Below are 14,432 nucleotides of genomic sequence, written 5' to 3' on the forward strand. Positions count from 1 at the left end.
CTGGTGCGCGGGGTCCGGGCCGCGGCCGTGCGTGACGAACCGCCTGGCCTCAGTCGTCCCACTCAGACTTGCGCTCGCGCTCCCTGCGACCGCGCCCGAAGTTCATGCCCCGCATCGAATGCACCGCGTTCACGCCGACGATGCCGCCCCAGGTGACGAAGAGGCCGGGCAGGTCGGCGTTGACCACGCCGATCGCCGAGAGCGGGATCGCGAGGATCAGCGAGACGATGCCGAAGCCGAAGCGCTCGCCCCAGGAGTCCACAGGGCTGTTGGGCGCGCGGGAGCCGCGGGCGACGACCATCTGCTGCTCGGCCATGTGCCGGCGCATCCGCCGGTCGATCGTGCCGTCCAGGCGCTGCTCGACCTTCCCGAGGAACGAGTCGACCAGCGCGGACTCGTACTCTTCGCCTAGCTCTCTGCGGGCGTGCAGAGTGGCGTCGAGTTCCTTCTTGAGTTCGGCGTCACGGGCTTCCATGGTCCTTTACGTTACGCAGCCGCCGCGGGTCTGACAGTGGGGCTATCCCCCCTTTCTCACCGGGGTCCAGCACCAGCCGTCAGGCGCGGTTCCTGGCTCTGCGTCGGGATGTGCGACGTGTCGCGGCGTGCGATGAGCCAGTACAGGGCCGCCGGGACCACCAGACCCACGATCCAGGAGATGTCCGCGCCGCCCAGCGGCTCCACCAGCGGGCCGGTGTAGAAGTGCGTCACCAGGAAGGGGAGCTGGGCCAGGAGTCCCACTCCGTAGACGGTCAGCGCGTCCCAGCGCCAGGCTCCGTAGCGGCCGTGGGGGTCCGAGAGCGCCGGGATGTCGTAGCGCTCCTTGGAGATCAGGTAGTAGTCGACCAGGTTGATCGCCGACCACGGCGTGAAGAACGTCAGCAGGAACAGCAGGAAGTCCTTGAAGGAGGTCAGGAAGCTGTCCTTGCCGAGCAGCGCCACCACCGTGCCCGCCACCATGATCAGGGCGATGTACGCCGCCCTGCCGCGCGGTGAGAGGACCTTCTGCCCGCGGAATCCGCTGATGCTGGTCACCATCGACATGAAGCCGCCGTAGGTGTTGAGCACGTTGATCGTCAGCTTGCCGAGGGCGATCACGAAGTACAGGAAGGACGCGATCAGGCCCGTGCCGCCCAGGCCGACCACGTACCCGACCTGGTTGGCGAGGAACGCGTCCCCCGCGCTCGCCGCCACGAGGACGCCGAACGTCATCGACCACTGCGAGCCGAGCGCGGAGCCGGACAGGGTCCACCAGAAGGTGGCACGCCCCGATGTCGTACGCGGCAGATAGCGCGAGTAGTCCGCGACGTACGGCCCGAAGGCGAGCTGCCAGGACGCCGAGAGCGACACCGCGAGCAGGAACATCGGCAGGTCGAAGTGCGCGTCGTTCAGGAGCGCCGAGAGGTCCACGCGGTCCAGGAGGCGGATGCCCAGGTAGATGAAGGCCAGCGCGCAGATCACGCTCGCCACCCGGCCCAGGACGTGGATCACGCGGTAGCCGACCGCCGCCACCACCGCGGTGATCACCGCGAAGACGATGATGCCGGTGGTGTCGTTCGTGTGCGTGAGCTGGGCCGTGGCCTGCCCGGCCAGGACGCTGCCGCTGGCGAAGAAGCCGACGTACATGAGGATGACGAGCAGGAGGGGCACGACGGCGCCGCGCACCCCGAACTGCGCGCGGGACTGGATCATCTGGGGCAGGCCGAGCTTCGGTCCCTGCGCCGAGTGCAGGGCCATCACCGCCCCGCCGAGCAGATTGCCGAGCAGCAGGCCGACCACCGACCACACCACGTCGCCGCCGAAGACGACGGCGAGCGCGCCGGTGACGACGGCGGTGATCTGCAGGTTGGCGCCGAGCCAGAGGGTGAACTGGCTGAACGCCGTGCCGTGCCGTTCGTCGTCGGGGACGACGTCGATGGAGCGCCGCTCCACGAGAGTGTCTGCCATGATGCGGTGAACTCCCTGCTGCTGGTGGGCCGTTGTGCTGCCGGAGGGCTACTTCTTGCTGATCCCGTGCTTCGCCGCCCAGTCGTTCGCGACGTCCTCGGGGTCCTTCTTGTCCTTGTCCACCAGGCGGTTGAGCTCGGTGAGGTCCTTGGTGGTGAGCGCGTTGCCGAGGCGGGCGAGCGCCTTGCGCACCGTCGAGTCGGCCTTGCGGTCGGCGATGAGCGGGACGACGTGCTGACCGGGGATCAGGTTCTTGGGGTCGGTGAGCACGACCCACTTCTCGGCGACGATGTCCGTGTCGGTGGTGAAGAGGTTCGCCACGTCGACGTCGCCCTTCTTCAGGGCGCCCTTCACCAACGGGCCCGAGGAATCAAGGGACTTGAACTCCTTGAACTCCACGCCGTAGACGTCCTTGAGGCCCACCGAGCCGACCGTGCGCTTCTTGACCTCGGGCGCGGCGCCGATGACGAGCTTGCCGTTGTGCTCGGCCAGGTCCGCGAGGGACTTGAGGCCGTACTCGTCGGCGGTCTCGCGCGTGACGACGAAGGCGTCGGAGTCCTCGGCCCTGCCGTAGGGGAGGATCTGCAGGCCGCGCGGCAGGACCATGGCGAGCGCGTTCTGCATCTCGCCCTCCTCGGTGACCTTCGACTTGGTGTCGAGGTAGTGCAGGAGCGCGCCCTGGTACTCGGGAAGGAGGTCGATGTCCCCGCCCTTGAGCGCGGGGATGAGGATCTCGCGGGTGCCGAGGTTGGGGCGGACCTCTGTCTTGACGCCCTCCGCTTCGAGCGCGGCGGCGTAGAGGTAGCCCAGGACCTGGTTCTCGGTGAAGTTGGCGGTGCCGATGGTGACGCCGTTCTTGCTGGAGCCACCGCCGGAGCCACCCGAGCCCTGGCCGTCGAGTGAGGTGATGCCGCCGCTGCAGGCGGCGAGCGCGGGTACGGACCCGGCGGCGAAGAGTCCACCGAGGAGGGTCCTGCGGTTCATGGGGGCCATCTGGTGTGCTCCTAGGCCGACTTGGCGGGGCGGTGGCGGAAGAGGGCGCGCTGCAGTCCGGAGAGCGCGAGATCGAGTACGACGGCGACGACCGCCACGAGCACGGCACCGCCGAGCACCTGCACGAGGTCGCGCTGGGCGAGGCCGTCGAAGACGTACCGGCCGAGCCCGCCGAAGGAGACGTACGCGGCGATGGTGGCCGTCGCGACGACCTGGATGAGCGCGAGCCGGAGCCCGGTCATGATGAGCGGGAGTGCGAGGGGCAGTTCGACCTGGAACAGGACCTGGTGCCAGCGCATGCCCTGGCCGCGCGCGGCGTCGCGCACCTCCGGGTCGACGGCGGTCATCCCGGCGTACGTGTTGGTGACGATGGACGGCACCGCGAGGGCGACGAGCGCGATGTAGACGGGCCACATCGAGAGGCCGCTGGCGAGGAAGACCAGGACGACGAGGCCGACCGTGGGCAGCGCGCGTCCGAAGCTGGAGAGGTTGATGGCGAGGAAGGCGCCGCGCCCGGTGTGCCCGATGAGCAGGCCGATCGGCAGGGCGATGGCGGCGGCGATGAGGGTCGCGAGCAGCGAGTACTGGAGGTGCTCGGCGAGGCGGTGCCCGATGCCGTCGGACCCGGCCCACTGCTCGCCGCCGACCAGCCAGGCGCCGAGATCCTTGAAGAGTTCGTACATGTCACGCGCTCCTCTTGCGGCGGGTCCAGGGCGTCAGGACGTACTGGAGGGTGACGAGCAGCGCGTCCGCGACGAGTGCGAGGAGCAGGGTCAGGACGACGCCGACGATGACGGGGGTGGGGAAGTTGCGCTGGAACCCGTCCGTGAAGAGCTGTCCGAGCCCGCCGTCGCCGATGTACGTGGCGACGGAGACGAGCGAGATCGCCATGACGGTCGCGATGCGCACGCCCGCCATGATCACGGGCAGGGCGAGGGGCAGCTCGACGGTGAGGAGGGTCCGCAGGGGCCGCGTGCCCATGGCCTTCGCGGCTTCCTTCGTCTTCGTGGGGACGGAGTCCAGGCCCTCGACGGTGTTCCGCAGGAGCACGACGAGCGTGTAGATCGTCAGGCCGATGACGGTGGTGGTGCGGGTGAGCCCGCTGATCGGCAGGAGCAGCACGAAGACGGCGATGGACGGGATCGTGAACAGGATGTTCGACAACCCGAGGAGCACGCCGCGCAGGGGCCGCACGCGGTGCGCGAAGACGGCCAGGGGGAGCGAGATGAGCAGGCCGAGGAGTACGGCGGTGAGGGCGGCCTGGAGGTGGGAGAGGGTGAGGGTGGTGAGGTCGTCGGTGTGGTCGGCTATCCACGACCAGTCGACGGTCACGAGCCCGCCTTGCTTGCGCCCACGGTCGCCGCGTCCACCGCATCAGTGGCCGCGTCCACCGCGCTCGCGTCGGTGTGCACCTGCCCCGCGTGCTCGTGGATGTCGTCGCGGGACGTGACGCCCGTCAGGGTGCCGCCCGCGTCGACGCGGGCGACCAGGCCGCTGGGGGCGGCTATCGACTCGTTGAGGGCCGACAGGAGCGAGTCCGTGTCGCGCAGCGGCCGTACGGGGACGTCCGTCGCGTCGCCGTCCTTGTGCCGCCACGCCACCGGTGCCCCCGCCTCGTCCAGCCGCAGTGTCCAGGCGCCGCCCTCGGGGGCCGGGGCCTGCGGGACCTCGGCCAGGGTCGTCAGGGAGAGCAGCTTGAGGCCGCGCTCGGCGCCCAGGAAGTCGGCGACGAAGTCGTCCGCGGGGCGGGCCAGGAGCTCGGCGGGGCTCGCGCACTGGACGAGGTGGCCGCCGGTGCGGAAGACGGCTATGCGGTCACCGAGCCGTACGGCCTCGTCGATGTCGTGCGTGACGAAGACGATGGTCTTGTTCAACTCCCGCTGCAGGCGCAGGAGTTCGTCCTGGAGCTGGGTGCGGACCACGGGGTCGACCGCACCGAACGGCTCGTCCATCAGGAGCACCGGCGGGTCGGCGGCGAGCGCACGCGCCACGCCGACGCGCTGCTGCTGGCCGCCGGAGAGCTGGTGCGGGTAGCGCTTCCCGGCGTCGGCGGCGAGGCCGACCGTCTCCAGGAGCTCCGCCGCCCGCGCCCGCGCCTTCTTGCGGCCCCAGCCGAGCAGCAGCGGCACCGTGGCGATGTTGTCCAGGACCGTGCGGTGCGGGAAGAGCCCGGACTGCTGGATCACGTACCCGATGGAGCGGCGCAGCTCGGCCGCGTCCTGCTCCAGGACGTCGCGGCCATTGACCCGGATCGTGCCGGACGTCGGGTCGACCATCCGGTTGATCATGCGGAGTGTCGTCGTCTTGCCGCAACCGGAAGATCCGACGAGGACGGTCACGCCCCCTTCCGGCATCTCAAGTGAGAGGTCGTGGACCGCGGTTGTGCCGTTCGGGAAGCGCTTGTGGACCGTATCGAATTGGATCATGAGGAGTCCCTTGCCCGGCTGTATATCGTCATGCAGAGTTCTCGTTGACTGAATAGATTGTCAATAGCTTGTCCACGCCCCGGCGTAAATCACTGGTTACGAGTGGTCGCAGGGCAAGACGGAGCGTCCGGGTTGAGGAGGAATTGCGAGTGATGTCGTCTCGTATCGCGGACAGGGCGACCGGCAGGGCACCTGACGACAGCGGCTCGGTCGTCGTCCTGGACGGCCGCGGATTGATGGTCGCAGATGTCGTACGTATGGCCGAATCCACCGCAAAGCCCGTTCCTGGAACGGACGGGATGAAGCGCGTGGAGGCCTCGTGGAACGCCGCGCGGGAGATCGCGTCCTGGGGCCGTGTCTACGGCCGCTCGACCGGAGTGGGCGCCAACCGGAATGAGAGTGTGCCGACCGAGGCGGCCTCCGACCACGGTCTGCGCCTGCTGCGCAGCCACGCCGGATCGATCGGCGAGGAGCTCCCCGCGCGCCAGGTGCGCGCGATGCTCGCCGTCCGCGCCAACCAGCTGCTCGCGGGCGGCGCCGGCCTGCGCCCGACCGTCGTCACCGCCCTCTGCGAGGCCCTGGAGACGGGCGCGTACCCGAAGGTCAACGAATTCGGCTCGGTCGGGACGGGCGACATCGCCGCGCTCGCGCAGATGGGCCTCGCGCTCGCGGGTGAGCACCCCTGGCAGGGGGCGGGGGCGGCCCCCGACCCGCAGCCCCTCGACAACAACGACGCCCTTGCCCTGATCAGCAGCAACGCCCTCACGCTCGGCCAGTCCGCGCTCGCCCTGCACGAGCTGCGCGGCCTGATCGCGGCCACGCAGGTGGTGGCGGCGCTGACCCTGATGGCGGTCGACGGTTCGTACGAGGCGTACGCGCTGCCCGTGCACGAGGCGCGGCGGCACGCGGGCTCGTACGCGGTCGCCGAACGGATGCGGCTGATCCTGGGCGCCCCGGACCGCCCCACGCCGCCGCTCGGCCGGATCCAGGACCCGTACGGCCTGCGCTGCGTGCCGCAGATCCACGGGGCCGCGCACGACGCGGCGGACGCCCTTGAGGACGTCCTGACCGTGGAGATCAACGCGGCCGCCGAGAACCCGCTGATCTCGGCGGAGGACATGGCGGCGTACCACCACGGCGGCTTCTACGTGGCCCAACTCGCCCTGTCGCTCGACCACTTCAGGCTGGCGGTGAGCCAGGCGGCACGCCTGTCGACCTCGCGCCTCTCGACCCTGAACGAACCGGGCTTCACGCGTCTGCGCCCCTTCCTCGCGGACGGCGAACCGGCGTCGTCGGGCGTGATGATCCTGGAGTACGCGGCCGGCGCGGCCCTCGGCGACCTGCGCGCCTTCTCCGCGCCCGCGTCGCTCGGGCACGCGGTGCTCTCCCGCGGCGTCGAGGAGCAGGCCAGCTTCGCCTCGCTCGCGGCGCGGCAGACACTGCGGGCGTGCGAGGCGTACCGCCTGGTGGTGGGCTGTGAACTCGTCGCTGCGGTGCGGGCGTTGAGGCAGCGGGACATGCGCCTGGACCCCGACCTGCCGGTCGGGCGGGCCTTCGAGCTCGCGGACTCGGTCCTGGAAGCGGAGCTCGCCGACCGGCCGTTGACGGATGATGTGACGGCGGCGGCCGGACTGCTCGACCGGTTCACGGAGCTGTGGTCAAGCCTGGGTGAGAGTCAGGGTGTTGTGAGGGGAACGGTATGAGTGACAGTCCTGCGGCGCGGCTGCAAGTGCTCTTCGAGGGCCACCGGCTCACGCCCACGCAGCGGCGCATCGCGCACTGCATGGTGCGGCGGGCGGGGGACGTCCCCTTCCTCTCCAGCGTCGAACTGGCGGAGCTGGCCGGGGTGAGCCAGCCTTCCGTCACCCGTTTCGCGGTGGCGCTGGGCTTCGACGGCTACCCGGCGCTGCGCAGGCACCTGCGGGAGCTCGCGCCCGCCGAGGCGGCGGGCGAGGCCTCGCTCAACGAGTACCAGCAGGCGGTCGAGGCGGAGATCGCGAACCTCCGGCACCTGGCGGAGGTCCTGACCGACCCGGCTCCGGTGGAGCGCGCGGGCCGACTCCTCGCGACCTCCCGCCCGCTCCCGGTCCTCGGCCTGCGGGCCGCCGCGTCCCAGGCGTACGGCTTCTCGTACTTCGCCGCGAAGGTCCACCCCGACGTACGCCTCCTCGACGAGGGCGGCACGATGCTGGCCGACCGGATCGACGGGGCGGTGCGGGCGGGGGCGTCGGCGCTCCTGTGCTTCGCGCTGCCGCGCCATCCCCGGGAGGTGGTGGACGCGCTGGCTTACGCGCAGTCTGCGGGGCTTTCCGTGGTGACGGTGGCGGACTCGGCGTTCGCCCCTGTCGCGGCACACTCCGACCTCCTCCTCCCGGCAGCGGTCGGGACGGGCCTCGCCTTCGACACGGCGTGCGCGCCGATGCTCCTGGGCCGCGTCCTGCTGGAGGCCATGTGCGATGGGTTGCCGGATGCGCAGGCGCGGTTGGAGGAGTTTGATGCGGGGGCGGCGGCGCGGGGGTTGTTCGTGGAGTGAGGGGGCCGCGGGGCGGCACACTCGGCGTCGGTTCGGCCGGGGTCAGTAGCGCATGGCGGTGAAATCGATCGGCCTGGGGCGAAGCGTCTGGACGCGGGCCGTCAGTTGCTTCAATCGCGTGGTCATCTCCGGGGCGGGGAGCCGCTTGCGGTCGCCGTGTCCCGGCAGCAGCCATTCGAAGCGCAGCCGGCCGACGGTTCGCGCCAAGGAGGCGCCCAGTTCCTCGATGGAGTACCAGGTGACGCTCTCGGCCACTTCCAGATCGGCGGTGGCACGCGACCAGTAGAGACTGTCGCCGCTGAAGCAATACCGGTCGTCGGCGACGTAGAGCACGCTGCCCCGGGTGTGGCCGGGGAGCGGATGTGCCGTCACGCCCTCCGTGATCTCGGCGGGGTCCGTGCCGCGCAGGACATGGTCGGCGTCGGGCGCGGCGTCGAGATCACCCTCGTGGATCCACAGCCGTGCGCCGAAGCGGTCGGCGTAGCGGCGGCCGTGCGCGGCATGGTCCCGATGGGTGAGCAGGACGTCGGTGACGGGGCCCGACTCCTCGTACCGCGCGGCCAGTGTGCTGCTCCAGCGGGGTGTGTCGATCATCATCGTGGTGCCTGACGGCCGCCGCAGGAGGTAGGAGTTGGCCCCGGCGGTGTGCGGTGAATTGTGGCCGCACAAGTGGACATCGTCGTCGAGGGCCAGGGGGAAGGGATCCAGGGCGTCGTCGAGTCGCCCGTCGGAAAGGCGGATCGACCGGGAGGGGCAGGCGAACGCGGCAGCGTGCAGCCGCCCGGCCTCTGTCCTGTTCCGTGGCTGGCGGATCATCTCGGAGCGGCCGGCGACCTCGCGTACCAGTTCAGGGGCGAGTTGGCGCGCGACGTCGCAGTTCGTGCAGCGGGTGTCGACGTACCAGCCGCCGCCCTCCTCGCTCATCTTCTGGGCCGCGGTGGCCGCGCCCTGGTCTCCCGCTGACGTGGGTGACAGACCGTCGTTCATGGTGACTCCGTCCTGGGGCGTGCGGGGCTGTATGCCTTTCCCAGGGGTATCCCGCGCCGCGGGAAAAGAGGAAGGGGAGCCGGCGCTTGTGCTTCCCGGAGGGGCCCGCTCTGTGGGCGATCAAAGGAATCGGCTGAAACCATCACATTTCATGAGCGTGCTTCATGAGGCCTCTCTCTCACCGCCTCCTCAGATTGCCCCGCTATCGTCCTCCGCCACAGCAGGCGACAGGCAGGGAGGCGACGTGGGGCGCGGTGGGCAAGGGCTGGCCAGGGTGCCGGTGGTCGTGAGGGCGGGGGCCGCGCCCCTGTGGTGGCTCGGCGTCGTGGCCGCGGGCGGCGGCACGCTGCCGGGCGGGCTCACCGGGCGCCGCATCGGGGTTCTTGCCGGAGCCGCCCTCTTCATCGTGGCGGCCACCACCGTCACGTACTCCCGGCGCAAGCGCTACACCGCCCTGGCCGCCGAGGCGACCCGCGCCGCCAAGCCGGACATCCTTCAGAACCGTGCCATCACCGTACGCAACTGGCGCCGCGCTCACCGCTGGTGGCTCGCCGCGGGGTTCCTCGTCGCCTTGGGGAGCGCCTTCGTGATTCCCGCCGCTGCCGGAATGGCCTTGGCGGGCACGGGAGTCGGGCTCTGGGGCAAGGCCGCTTGGCTCGGGCGGCGCGAGCGGGACCTCGACGCGCTCCTCTGGGTGCGCGTCGACTGGATCGGCCGCCGCGCCGGAGCTCCCGCGGGGAAGGGCGTGAAGGGCTACCGTTCCACCGGTCTCTCCGCGGGAGACGCCGCTCCGGGCGGCGCCCGTCGCCGTCCGCAGCGTGTGAGCGCCTGATCCGTCCCCTGATCAGTCCTCGTCCCGCGCCTTCATCACCACCTTGTTGACGGCCCAGAGGCCGACACCGATCGCCACGAGCACCCCGGCCCGGATGTAGACCTCCGCGGGCCGGTCCGCCATGGGGCTCGCGAGGATCAGGGCCGTGATGGCGCCGAGCACCGGAAGCACCGTCGGCGCACGGAAGTGGTCGTGGTCCACGGGGTCGCGGCGCAGGACCAGGACCGCCACGTTGACCACCGCGAACACGCACAGGAGCAGGAACGCCGTCGTGTCGCCGAGCCCCTCGATCTCGCCCGTCGACACCAGGCCCACGGCGAGCAGCGAGACGAAGACGATGCCCACCCACGGCGTCTTGCGGCGGGCCAGGACCCGGCCCATCGCGCGCGGCAGGATGCGCTCGTTGGCCATGCCGTAACAGAGCCGCGAGGCCATCATGATGTTGATCAGCGCCGAGTTGGTGACCGCGAACAGGGCGATCAGCGCGAAGAGTTTGTGCGGGAAGTCGATGCCGCCCGCCTTCACCACCTCCAGGAGCGGGCCGCTTGAGCCCTCAAGCACCTTGTAGTCGACGAGCAGCGACGACACCAGCGCCACCAGGACGTAGATCGTGCCCGTCACCGCGACACCGATGAAGATCGCCCGCGGGAAGGTGCGGGCGGGATCCTTCGTCTCCTCGGCCATGTTCACCGAGTCCTCGAAGCCGACGAACGCGAAGAAGCCGAGCGCGGTCGCGCCGAGGATGCCGGTGAGCAGCGCGTAGCCCGTGCCGCCGCCCGGTGACTCGAAGTCCGTGAGGCGGCCGGGGTTCCCGTCCCCGCTCAGCACGGCGTACGCACCGATCGCGAGGATGATGACCAGGCCCGTCAGCTCGACGAGCGTGAGGACCACGTTCGTCTTCACCGACTCGGAGACGCCCCGCAGGTTCAGCGCCGCGAGCGCGAGGATGAAGAGGATCGCGATCAGCGTCGGCGGGAGTGCGTCGCTCGTCAGCTCGCTCAGGTAGTCGCCGCTGAAGGCACGCGCCGCCGCGCTCGCGGACGAGAGGCCCGAGGCCATCACCATGAACGCGACGATGAAGGTGAAGAACGGGACCTTGAACGCCTTCTGCGTGTAGAGAGCGGCGCCCGCCGCCTTCGGGTACTTGCCGACCAGTTCGACGTACGAGGCCGCCGTCAGGAGCGCCACGACGAAACCGATCGCGAACGGCAGCCACAGCGCGCCGCCGACCTTGCCCGCGACCTTGCCGGTGGTGGCGTAGATGCCGGTGCCCAGGATGTCGCCGATCACGAAGAGGATCAGCAGTTTGGGGCCGATCGCGCGGTGCAGCGAGGGCTCTTCGGCCGGTGGTGGTGCGGTGGCCGGTGTGTCGGATGTCGTCACGGCGTCTCCCCCGAGCTCGTGTGTGTGGAGGGTGGAGGGAGGTCTGCCCCGAAGGGGGCCGACAAATGCGTTGCGGATGTCGGGGAACTCCAGCGGCGGAGGCCTCAGAGGTGCCGCAACGCGTCCCTGCGCGCGCCTCCCGACTCGGCGACGATCTCCTCCAGGGTCTGCGGCTCCCGCACGGTGGCGAAGGTGACCGGCTCGGCCGTGCCCGCCGGTCCTGCCGCGAAGCCGTAGATCCCGGGCCTGGCAAGGCTGTTGTACGAGTAGTGGTGCGCGAAGTAGTACGCGCCCGTGTCGAGCACCGCCGCGTAGTCGCCCTGTTCGAGCAGTGGCAGCGGGCGGTTCTCGGCGAGCAGGTCGCCCGCGAAGCAGGCGGGGCCCGCGACGTCCTGGCCGACGGGCGGGCCGCTCTTGGGGCGGCCCTTCGCGTCGAACGCGGCGATCCGCAGCGGCCAGGACGCGGGCGCGTACACCGTGCGCGCCGCCACCTGGACGCCCGCGTGCGTCACCGCGATGGGCCGGGTGCCCGCCGTCTTGGCGTACTCGACGCGGGCCAGGATCGTGCCGTGCTTGGCGAGCAGCGAGCGGCCGAACTCGGTGACCAGGCCGTACCGCCCGTCGAGCAGCCCCGGCACGCGGGACTTGAGGCGGCGCGCGTACTGCGCGTGGGTAGGGGTCTCCTCGTCCGAGCCGAAGTTGACGGGCAGGCCACCGCCGATGTCGATGGTGTCGATCTGCTGCCGGCCGACCCTTTCGTTGATCTCCTCGGCCAGTTCGTACGTCGCCGCCACGCCCCGCACCATCAGTTCGAGCGGCATCCCCTGCGACCCGGAGTGGGCGTGCAGTCGGGTCAGCCAGGGGCGGTCGAGGTAGGCCTGGACGACCCATGCGCGGGCGCCGTCGTCGAGCAGCGCGACGCCGAACTTGGACGTGGCCGTCGCGGTGGACAGGGCGCCGATGGAGCCGCCGCCGATCTGCGGGTTCACGCGCAGGCCGATGGGGGAGGCGGTGGGCGCCGACCGCGTCATCGCGTCGATGCGGGCGAGCTCCTGCGGGTTGTCCGCGTTCACGGCGATGCCGAGGGCGAGGGCCTCGCGCAGCTCGGCGGGGGTCTTCGCGGGCGAGTCCAGGACGGTGTCCGCGGGCGCCACTCCCGCGGCCCGCGCCAGGGCGAGCTCGCCGGGGCTCGCCACCTCGGCGCCGATGCCCGCCTCGCGAAGCAGCCGCAGGACCGGGACCAGGGGCGACGCCTTCACCGCGAAGGCGTGCAGGACCGGCGTGCCGGAGGGCGTGACCGCCTCGAAGGCGGCGCGCAGGGCGGCGGCGGACGCGCGGATGCCGGTGACGTCCAGGAGGCCCGCGATGGGGGACGCGGGGTCGACGAGGCCTTGCTCGACGGCGGCGCGTACGGCCTGGTCACGCCGTGCGGCGGCGTCCGCGGGCGCCTCCTGGTCCAGCTCGGATGCGTGTGCGGTATCCGCTCCCTGATCGCTCATGCGTTCCAGCCAATCATCCGTGACGCCGCCCCGCTGCCCTGTCAATGTATTGACTAGCTCTATTCAACATCGCAGGATGTGAATAAGAAGGTCACAGCAGAGCACCACCAGCAGACCAGCAGAAGCAGAAGCAGGACTTCACGCGAGGAGGCATCGCCATGTCAGGACCCCGCCCCGTACGGGCACCGCGCGGTACGGAACTGAGCGCCCTGGGATGGCAGCAGGAAGCGGCCCTCCGCATGCTCCAGAACAACCTCGACCCCGAGGTCGCCGAGCACCCCGACAAGCTCGTCGTCTACGGCGGCACAGGCAAGGCCGCCCGCGACTGGCGCTCCTTCGACGCCATGGTGCGCACGCTCAGGACGCTCAAGCAGGACGAGACGATGCTCGTCCAGTCAGGACGCCCGGTCGGCGTCATGCAGACCCACGAATGGGCCCCGCGCGTCCTGATCGCCAACTCGAACCTCGTGGGCGACTGGGCGAACTGGGAGGAGTTCCGGCGCCTGGAGGCCCTGGGCCTCACGATGTACGGGCAGATGACGGCGGGCTCCTGGATCTACATCGGCACGCAGGGCATCCTCCAGGGCACGTACGAGACGTTCGCCGCCGTCGCCGCGAAGAAGTTCAACGGCACCCTCGCCGGCACGATCACCCTCACCGCCGGACTCGGCGGCATGGGTGGCGCCCAGCCGCTCGCCGTCACCATGAACGACGGCGTCGCGATCTGTATCGACGTCGACCCGCGCGCCATCGAGCGCCGCATCGAGCACAAGTACCTGGACGTGAAGGCCGACTCCCTGGAGCACGCGCTCCAGCTGGCGGTCGAGGCCCGGGACGCGAGGAAGCCGCTCTCCATCGGCCTGCTCGGCAACGCGGCACAGCTCCTCCCGCGCATGCTCGCCGAGGGCGCCCCGATCGACATCGTCACGGACCAGACCTCGGCCCACGACCCGCTCGCGTACCTCCCCGTCGGCGTCGACTTCGACGACATGGCGTCGTACGCGGCCAAGGACCCGGCGGGCTTCACCACCCGCGCGCGCGAGTCGATGGCCCGCCACGTCGAGGCCATGGTCGGCTTCATGGACGCGGGCGCCGAGGTCTTCGACTACGGGAACTCGATCCGCGGAGAGGCCCAACTGGCGGGTTACGACCGCGCGTTCGCGTTCCCCGGCTTCGTCCCCGCCTACATCCGCCCCCTCTTCTGCGAGGGCAAGGGCCCGTTCCGCTGGGCCGCCCTCTCGGGCGAGGCCTCGGACATCCACAAGACGGACAAGGCGCTCCTGGACCTCTTCCCGGAGAACGAGTCCCTCCACCGCTGGATCAAGATGGCGGGGGAGCGGGTCCACTTCCAGGGCCTGCCCGCGCGCATCTGCTGGCTCGGCCAGGGCGAGCGCGACAAGGCGGGCGACATGTTCAACGACATGGTCGGCAACGGCACTCTCGCCGCCCCGCTCGCGATCGGCCGCGACCACCTCGACTGCGGTTCGGTGGCATCCCCGTACCGCGAGACCGAGGCCATGCTCGACGGCTCCGACGCCATCGCCGACTGGCCGCTCCTGAACGCCATGGTGAACGTCGCCTCGGGCGCGTCCTGGGTCTCCATCCACCACGGCGGCGGCGTCGGCATGGGCCGCTCCATCCACGCGGGCCAGGTCTCGGTCGCGGACGGCACGAAGCTGGCGGGCGAGAAGATCCGCCGCGTGCTCACCAACGACCCCGGGATGGGCGTCATCCGGCACGTGGACGCGGGCTACGACATCGCGGAGTCGGTGGCGGACGAGAAGGGCGTACGGATCCCGATGCGCGAGGACGGCACCGCGTGAGCGACACCTTCC

At 70.7% G+C, this 14,432-nt stretch carries 13 protein-coding genes; 4 read left to right on the forward strand and 9 right to left on the reverse strand.

What is annotated here, in order from left to right; all coding sequences use genetic code 11:
- Positions 1–49 precede the first annotated feature (49 nt).
- The 6 genes from AC5P1C_RS09520 to AC5P1C_RS09545 are packed head-to-tail and all read right to left on the reverse strand — an operon-like array spanning position 50 to position 5,363.
- Positions 50–475, reverse strand: coding sequence for a hypothetical protein (locus AC5P1C_RS09520; protein ID WP_493865251.1), 426 nt, complete (start codon positions 473–475; stop codon positions 50–52).
- 56 nt (positions 476–531) lie between these two features.
- A complete protein-coding gene (locus AC5P1C_RS09525) occupies positions 532–1,944 on the reverse strand; it encodes a purine-cytosine permease family protein (protein WP_493865252.1) in 1,413 nt (470 codons plus the stop codon).
- 48 nt (positions 1,945–1,992) lie between these two features.
- Positions 1,993–2,928, reverse strand: coding sequence for an ABC transporter substrate-binding protein (locus AC5P1C_RS09530; RefSeq protein WP_493865373.1), 936 nt, complete (start codon positions 2,926–2,928; stop codon positions 1,993–1,995).
- 20 nt (positions 2,929–2,948) lie between these two features.
- Entirely contained in the window at positions 2,949–3,620 is a 672-nt protein-coding gene (locus AC5P1C_RS09535) for an ABC transporter permease (RefSeq protein ID WP_493865253.1), read from the reverse strand.
- A 1-nt stretch (position 3,621) separates the two neighbouring features.
- Positions 3,622–4,269 (reverse strand): ABC transporter permease, encoded by a 648-nt coding sequence (locus tag AC5P1C_RS09540; RefSeq protein WP_493865254.1) that lies wholly within the window; start codon positions 4,267–4,269, stop codon positions 3,622–3,624.
- Positions 4,266–5,363: an ABC transporter ATP-binding protein gene (locus AC5P1C_RS09545; RefSeq protein ID WP_493865255.1), complete on the reverse strand. Its 1,098-nt coding sequence runs from the start codon at positions 5,361–5,363 to the stop codon at positions 4,266–4,268. The genes AC5P1C_RS09540 and AC5P1C_RS09545 overlap by 4 nt, the downstream gene beginning before the upstream one ends.
- A gap of 152 nt (positions 5,364–5,515) precedes the next feature.
- On the opposite strand from AC5P1C_RS09545, the gene AC5P1C_RS09550 reads away from it, so the two are divergent.
- A complete protein-coding gene (locus AC5P1C_RS09550; protein WP_493865256.1) occupies positions 5,516–7,066 on the forward strand; it encodes an aromatic amino acid ammonia-lyase in 1,551 nt (516 codons plus the stop codon).
- Positions 7,063–7,896: a MurR/RpiR family transcriptional regulator gene (locus AC5P1C_RS09555; protein ID WP_493865257.1), complete on the forward strand. Its 834-nt coding sequence runs from the start codon at positions 7,063–7,065 to the stop codon at positions 7,894–7,896. The genes AC5P1C_RS09550 and AC5P1C_RS09555 overlap by 4 nt, the downstream gene beginning before the upstream one ends.
- A gap of 42 nt (positions 7,897–7,938) precedes the next feature.
- Here AC5P1C_RS09555 and AC5P1C_RS09560 read toward each other — a convergent pair whose 3' ends face one another.
- Positions 7,939–8,820 (reverse strand): MBL fold metallo-hydrolase, encoded by an 882-nt coding sequence (locus tag AC5P1C_RS09560; RefSeq protein ID WP_493865374.1) that lies wholly within the window; start codon positions 8,818–8,820, stop codon positions 7,939–7,941.
- Positions 8,821–9,127: 307 nt separating this feature from the next.
- Between AC5P1C_RS09560 and AC5P1C_RS09565 the strand changes: the two genes are divergently transcribed.
- On the forward strand, positions 9,128–9,715 hold the full coding sequence (locus AC5P1C_RS09565; RefSeq protein ID WP_493865258.1) for a hypothetical protein: 588 nt from the start codon (positions 9,128–9,130) through the stop codon (positions 9,713–9,715).
- A 12-nt stretch (positions 9,716–9,727) separates the two neighbouring features.
- On the opposite strand, the gene AC5P1C_RS09570 is transcribed toward AC5P1C_RS09565, so the two are convergent.
- Both AC5P1C_RS09570 and AC5P1C_RS09575 read right to left on the reverse strand, forming a co-directional pair.
- On the reverse strand, positions 9,728–11,098 hold the full coding sequence (locus tag AC5P1C_RS09570) for an APC family permease (protein ID WP_493865259.1): 1,371 nt from the start codon (positions 11,096–11,098) through the stop codon (positions 9,728–9,730).
- A gap of 104 nt (positions 11,099–11,202) precedes the next feature.
- Positions 11,203–12,597, reverse strand: a complete 1,395-nt coding sequence (locus tag AC5P1C_RS09575) for a type III PLP-dependent enzyme domain-containing protein (protein ID WP_493865260.1) — start codon at positions 12,595–12,597, stop codon at positions 11,203–11,205.
- Positions 12,598–12,755: 158 nt separating this feature from the next.
- On the opposite strand from AC5P1C_RS09575, the gene hutU reads away from it, so the two are divergent.
- Positions 12,756–14,420, forward strand: coding sequence for a urocanate hydratase (gene hutU / locus AC5P1C_RS09580; protein ID WP_493865261.1), 1,665 nt, complete (start codon positions 12,756–12,758; stop codon positions 14,418–14,420).
- Positions 14,421–14,432 lie beyond the last annotated feature (12 nt).

Source organism: Streptomyces sp. A18 (genome assembly GCF_059026065.1).

Bases quoted from the DNA above. Each gene is read 5' to 3' on its own strand.
- AC5P1C_RS09520 (WP_493865251.1), bottom strand. From the start codon at position 475: ATGGAAGCCCGTGACGCCGAACTCAAGAAGGAACTCGACGCCACTCTG.
- hutU (WP_493865261.1), top strand. From the start codon at position 12,756: ATGTCAGGACCCCGCCCCGTACGGGCACCGCGCGGTACGGAACTGAGC.
- AC5P1C_RS09560 (WP_493865374.1), bottom strand. From the start codon at position 8,820: ATGAGCGAGGAGGGCGGCGGCTGGTACGTCGACACCCGCTGCACGAAC.
- AC5P1C_RS09555 (WP_493865257.1), top strand. From the start codon at position 7,063: ATGAGTGACAGTCCTGCGGCGCGGCTGCAAGTGCTCTTCGAGGGCCAC.
- AC5P1C_RS09530 (WP_493865373.1), bottom strand. From the start codon at position 2,928: ATGAACCGCAGGACCCTCCTCGGTGGACTCTTCGCCGCCGGGTCCGTA.
- AC5P1C_RS09535 (WP_493865253.1), bottom strand. From the start codon at position 3,620: ATGTACGAACTCTTCAAGGATCTCGGCGCCTGGCTGGTCGGCGGCGAG.
- AC5P1C_RS09545 (WP_493865255.1), bottom strand. From the start codon at position 5,363: ATGATCCAATTCGATACGGTCCACAAGCGCTTCCCGAACGGCACAACC.
- AC5P1C_RS09525 (WP_493865252.1), bottom strand. From the start codon at position 1,944: ATGGCAGACACTCTCGTGGAGCGGCGCTCCATCGACGTCGTCCCCGAC.
- AC5P1C_RS09575 (WP_493865260.1), bottom strand. From the start codon at position 12,597: ATGAGCGATCAGGGAGCGGATACCGCACACGCATCCGAGCTGGACCAG.
- AC5P1C_RS09550 (WP_493865256.1), top strand. From the start codon at position 5,516: ATGTCGTCTCGTATCGCGGACAGGGCGACCGGCAGGGCACCTGACGAC.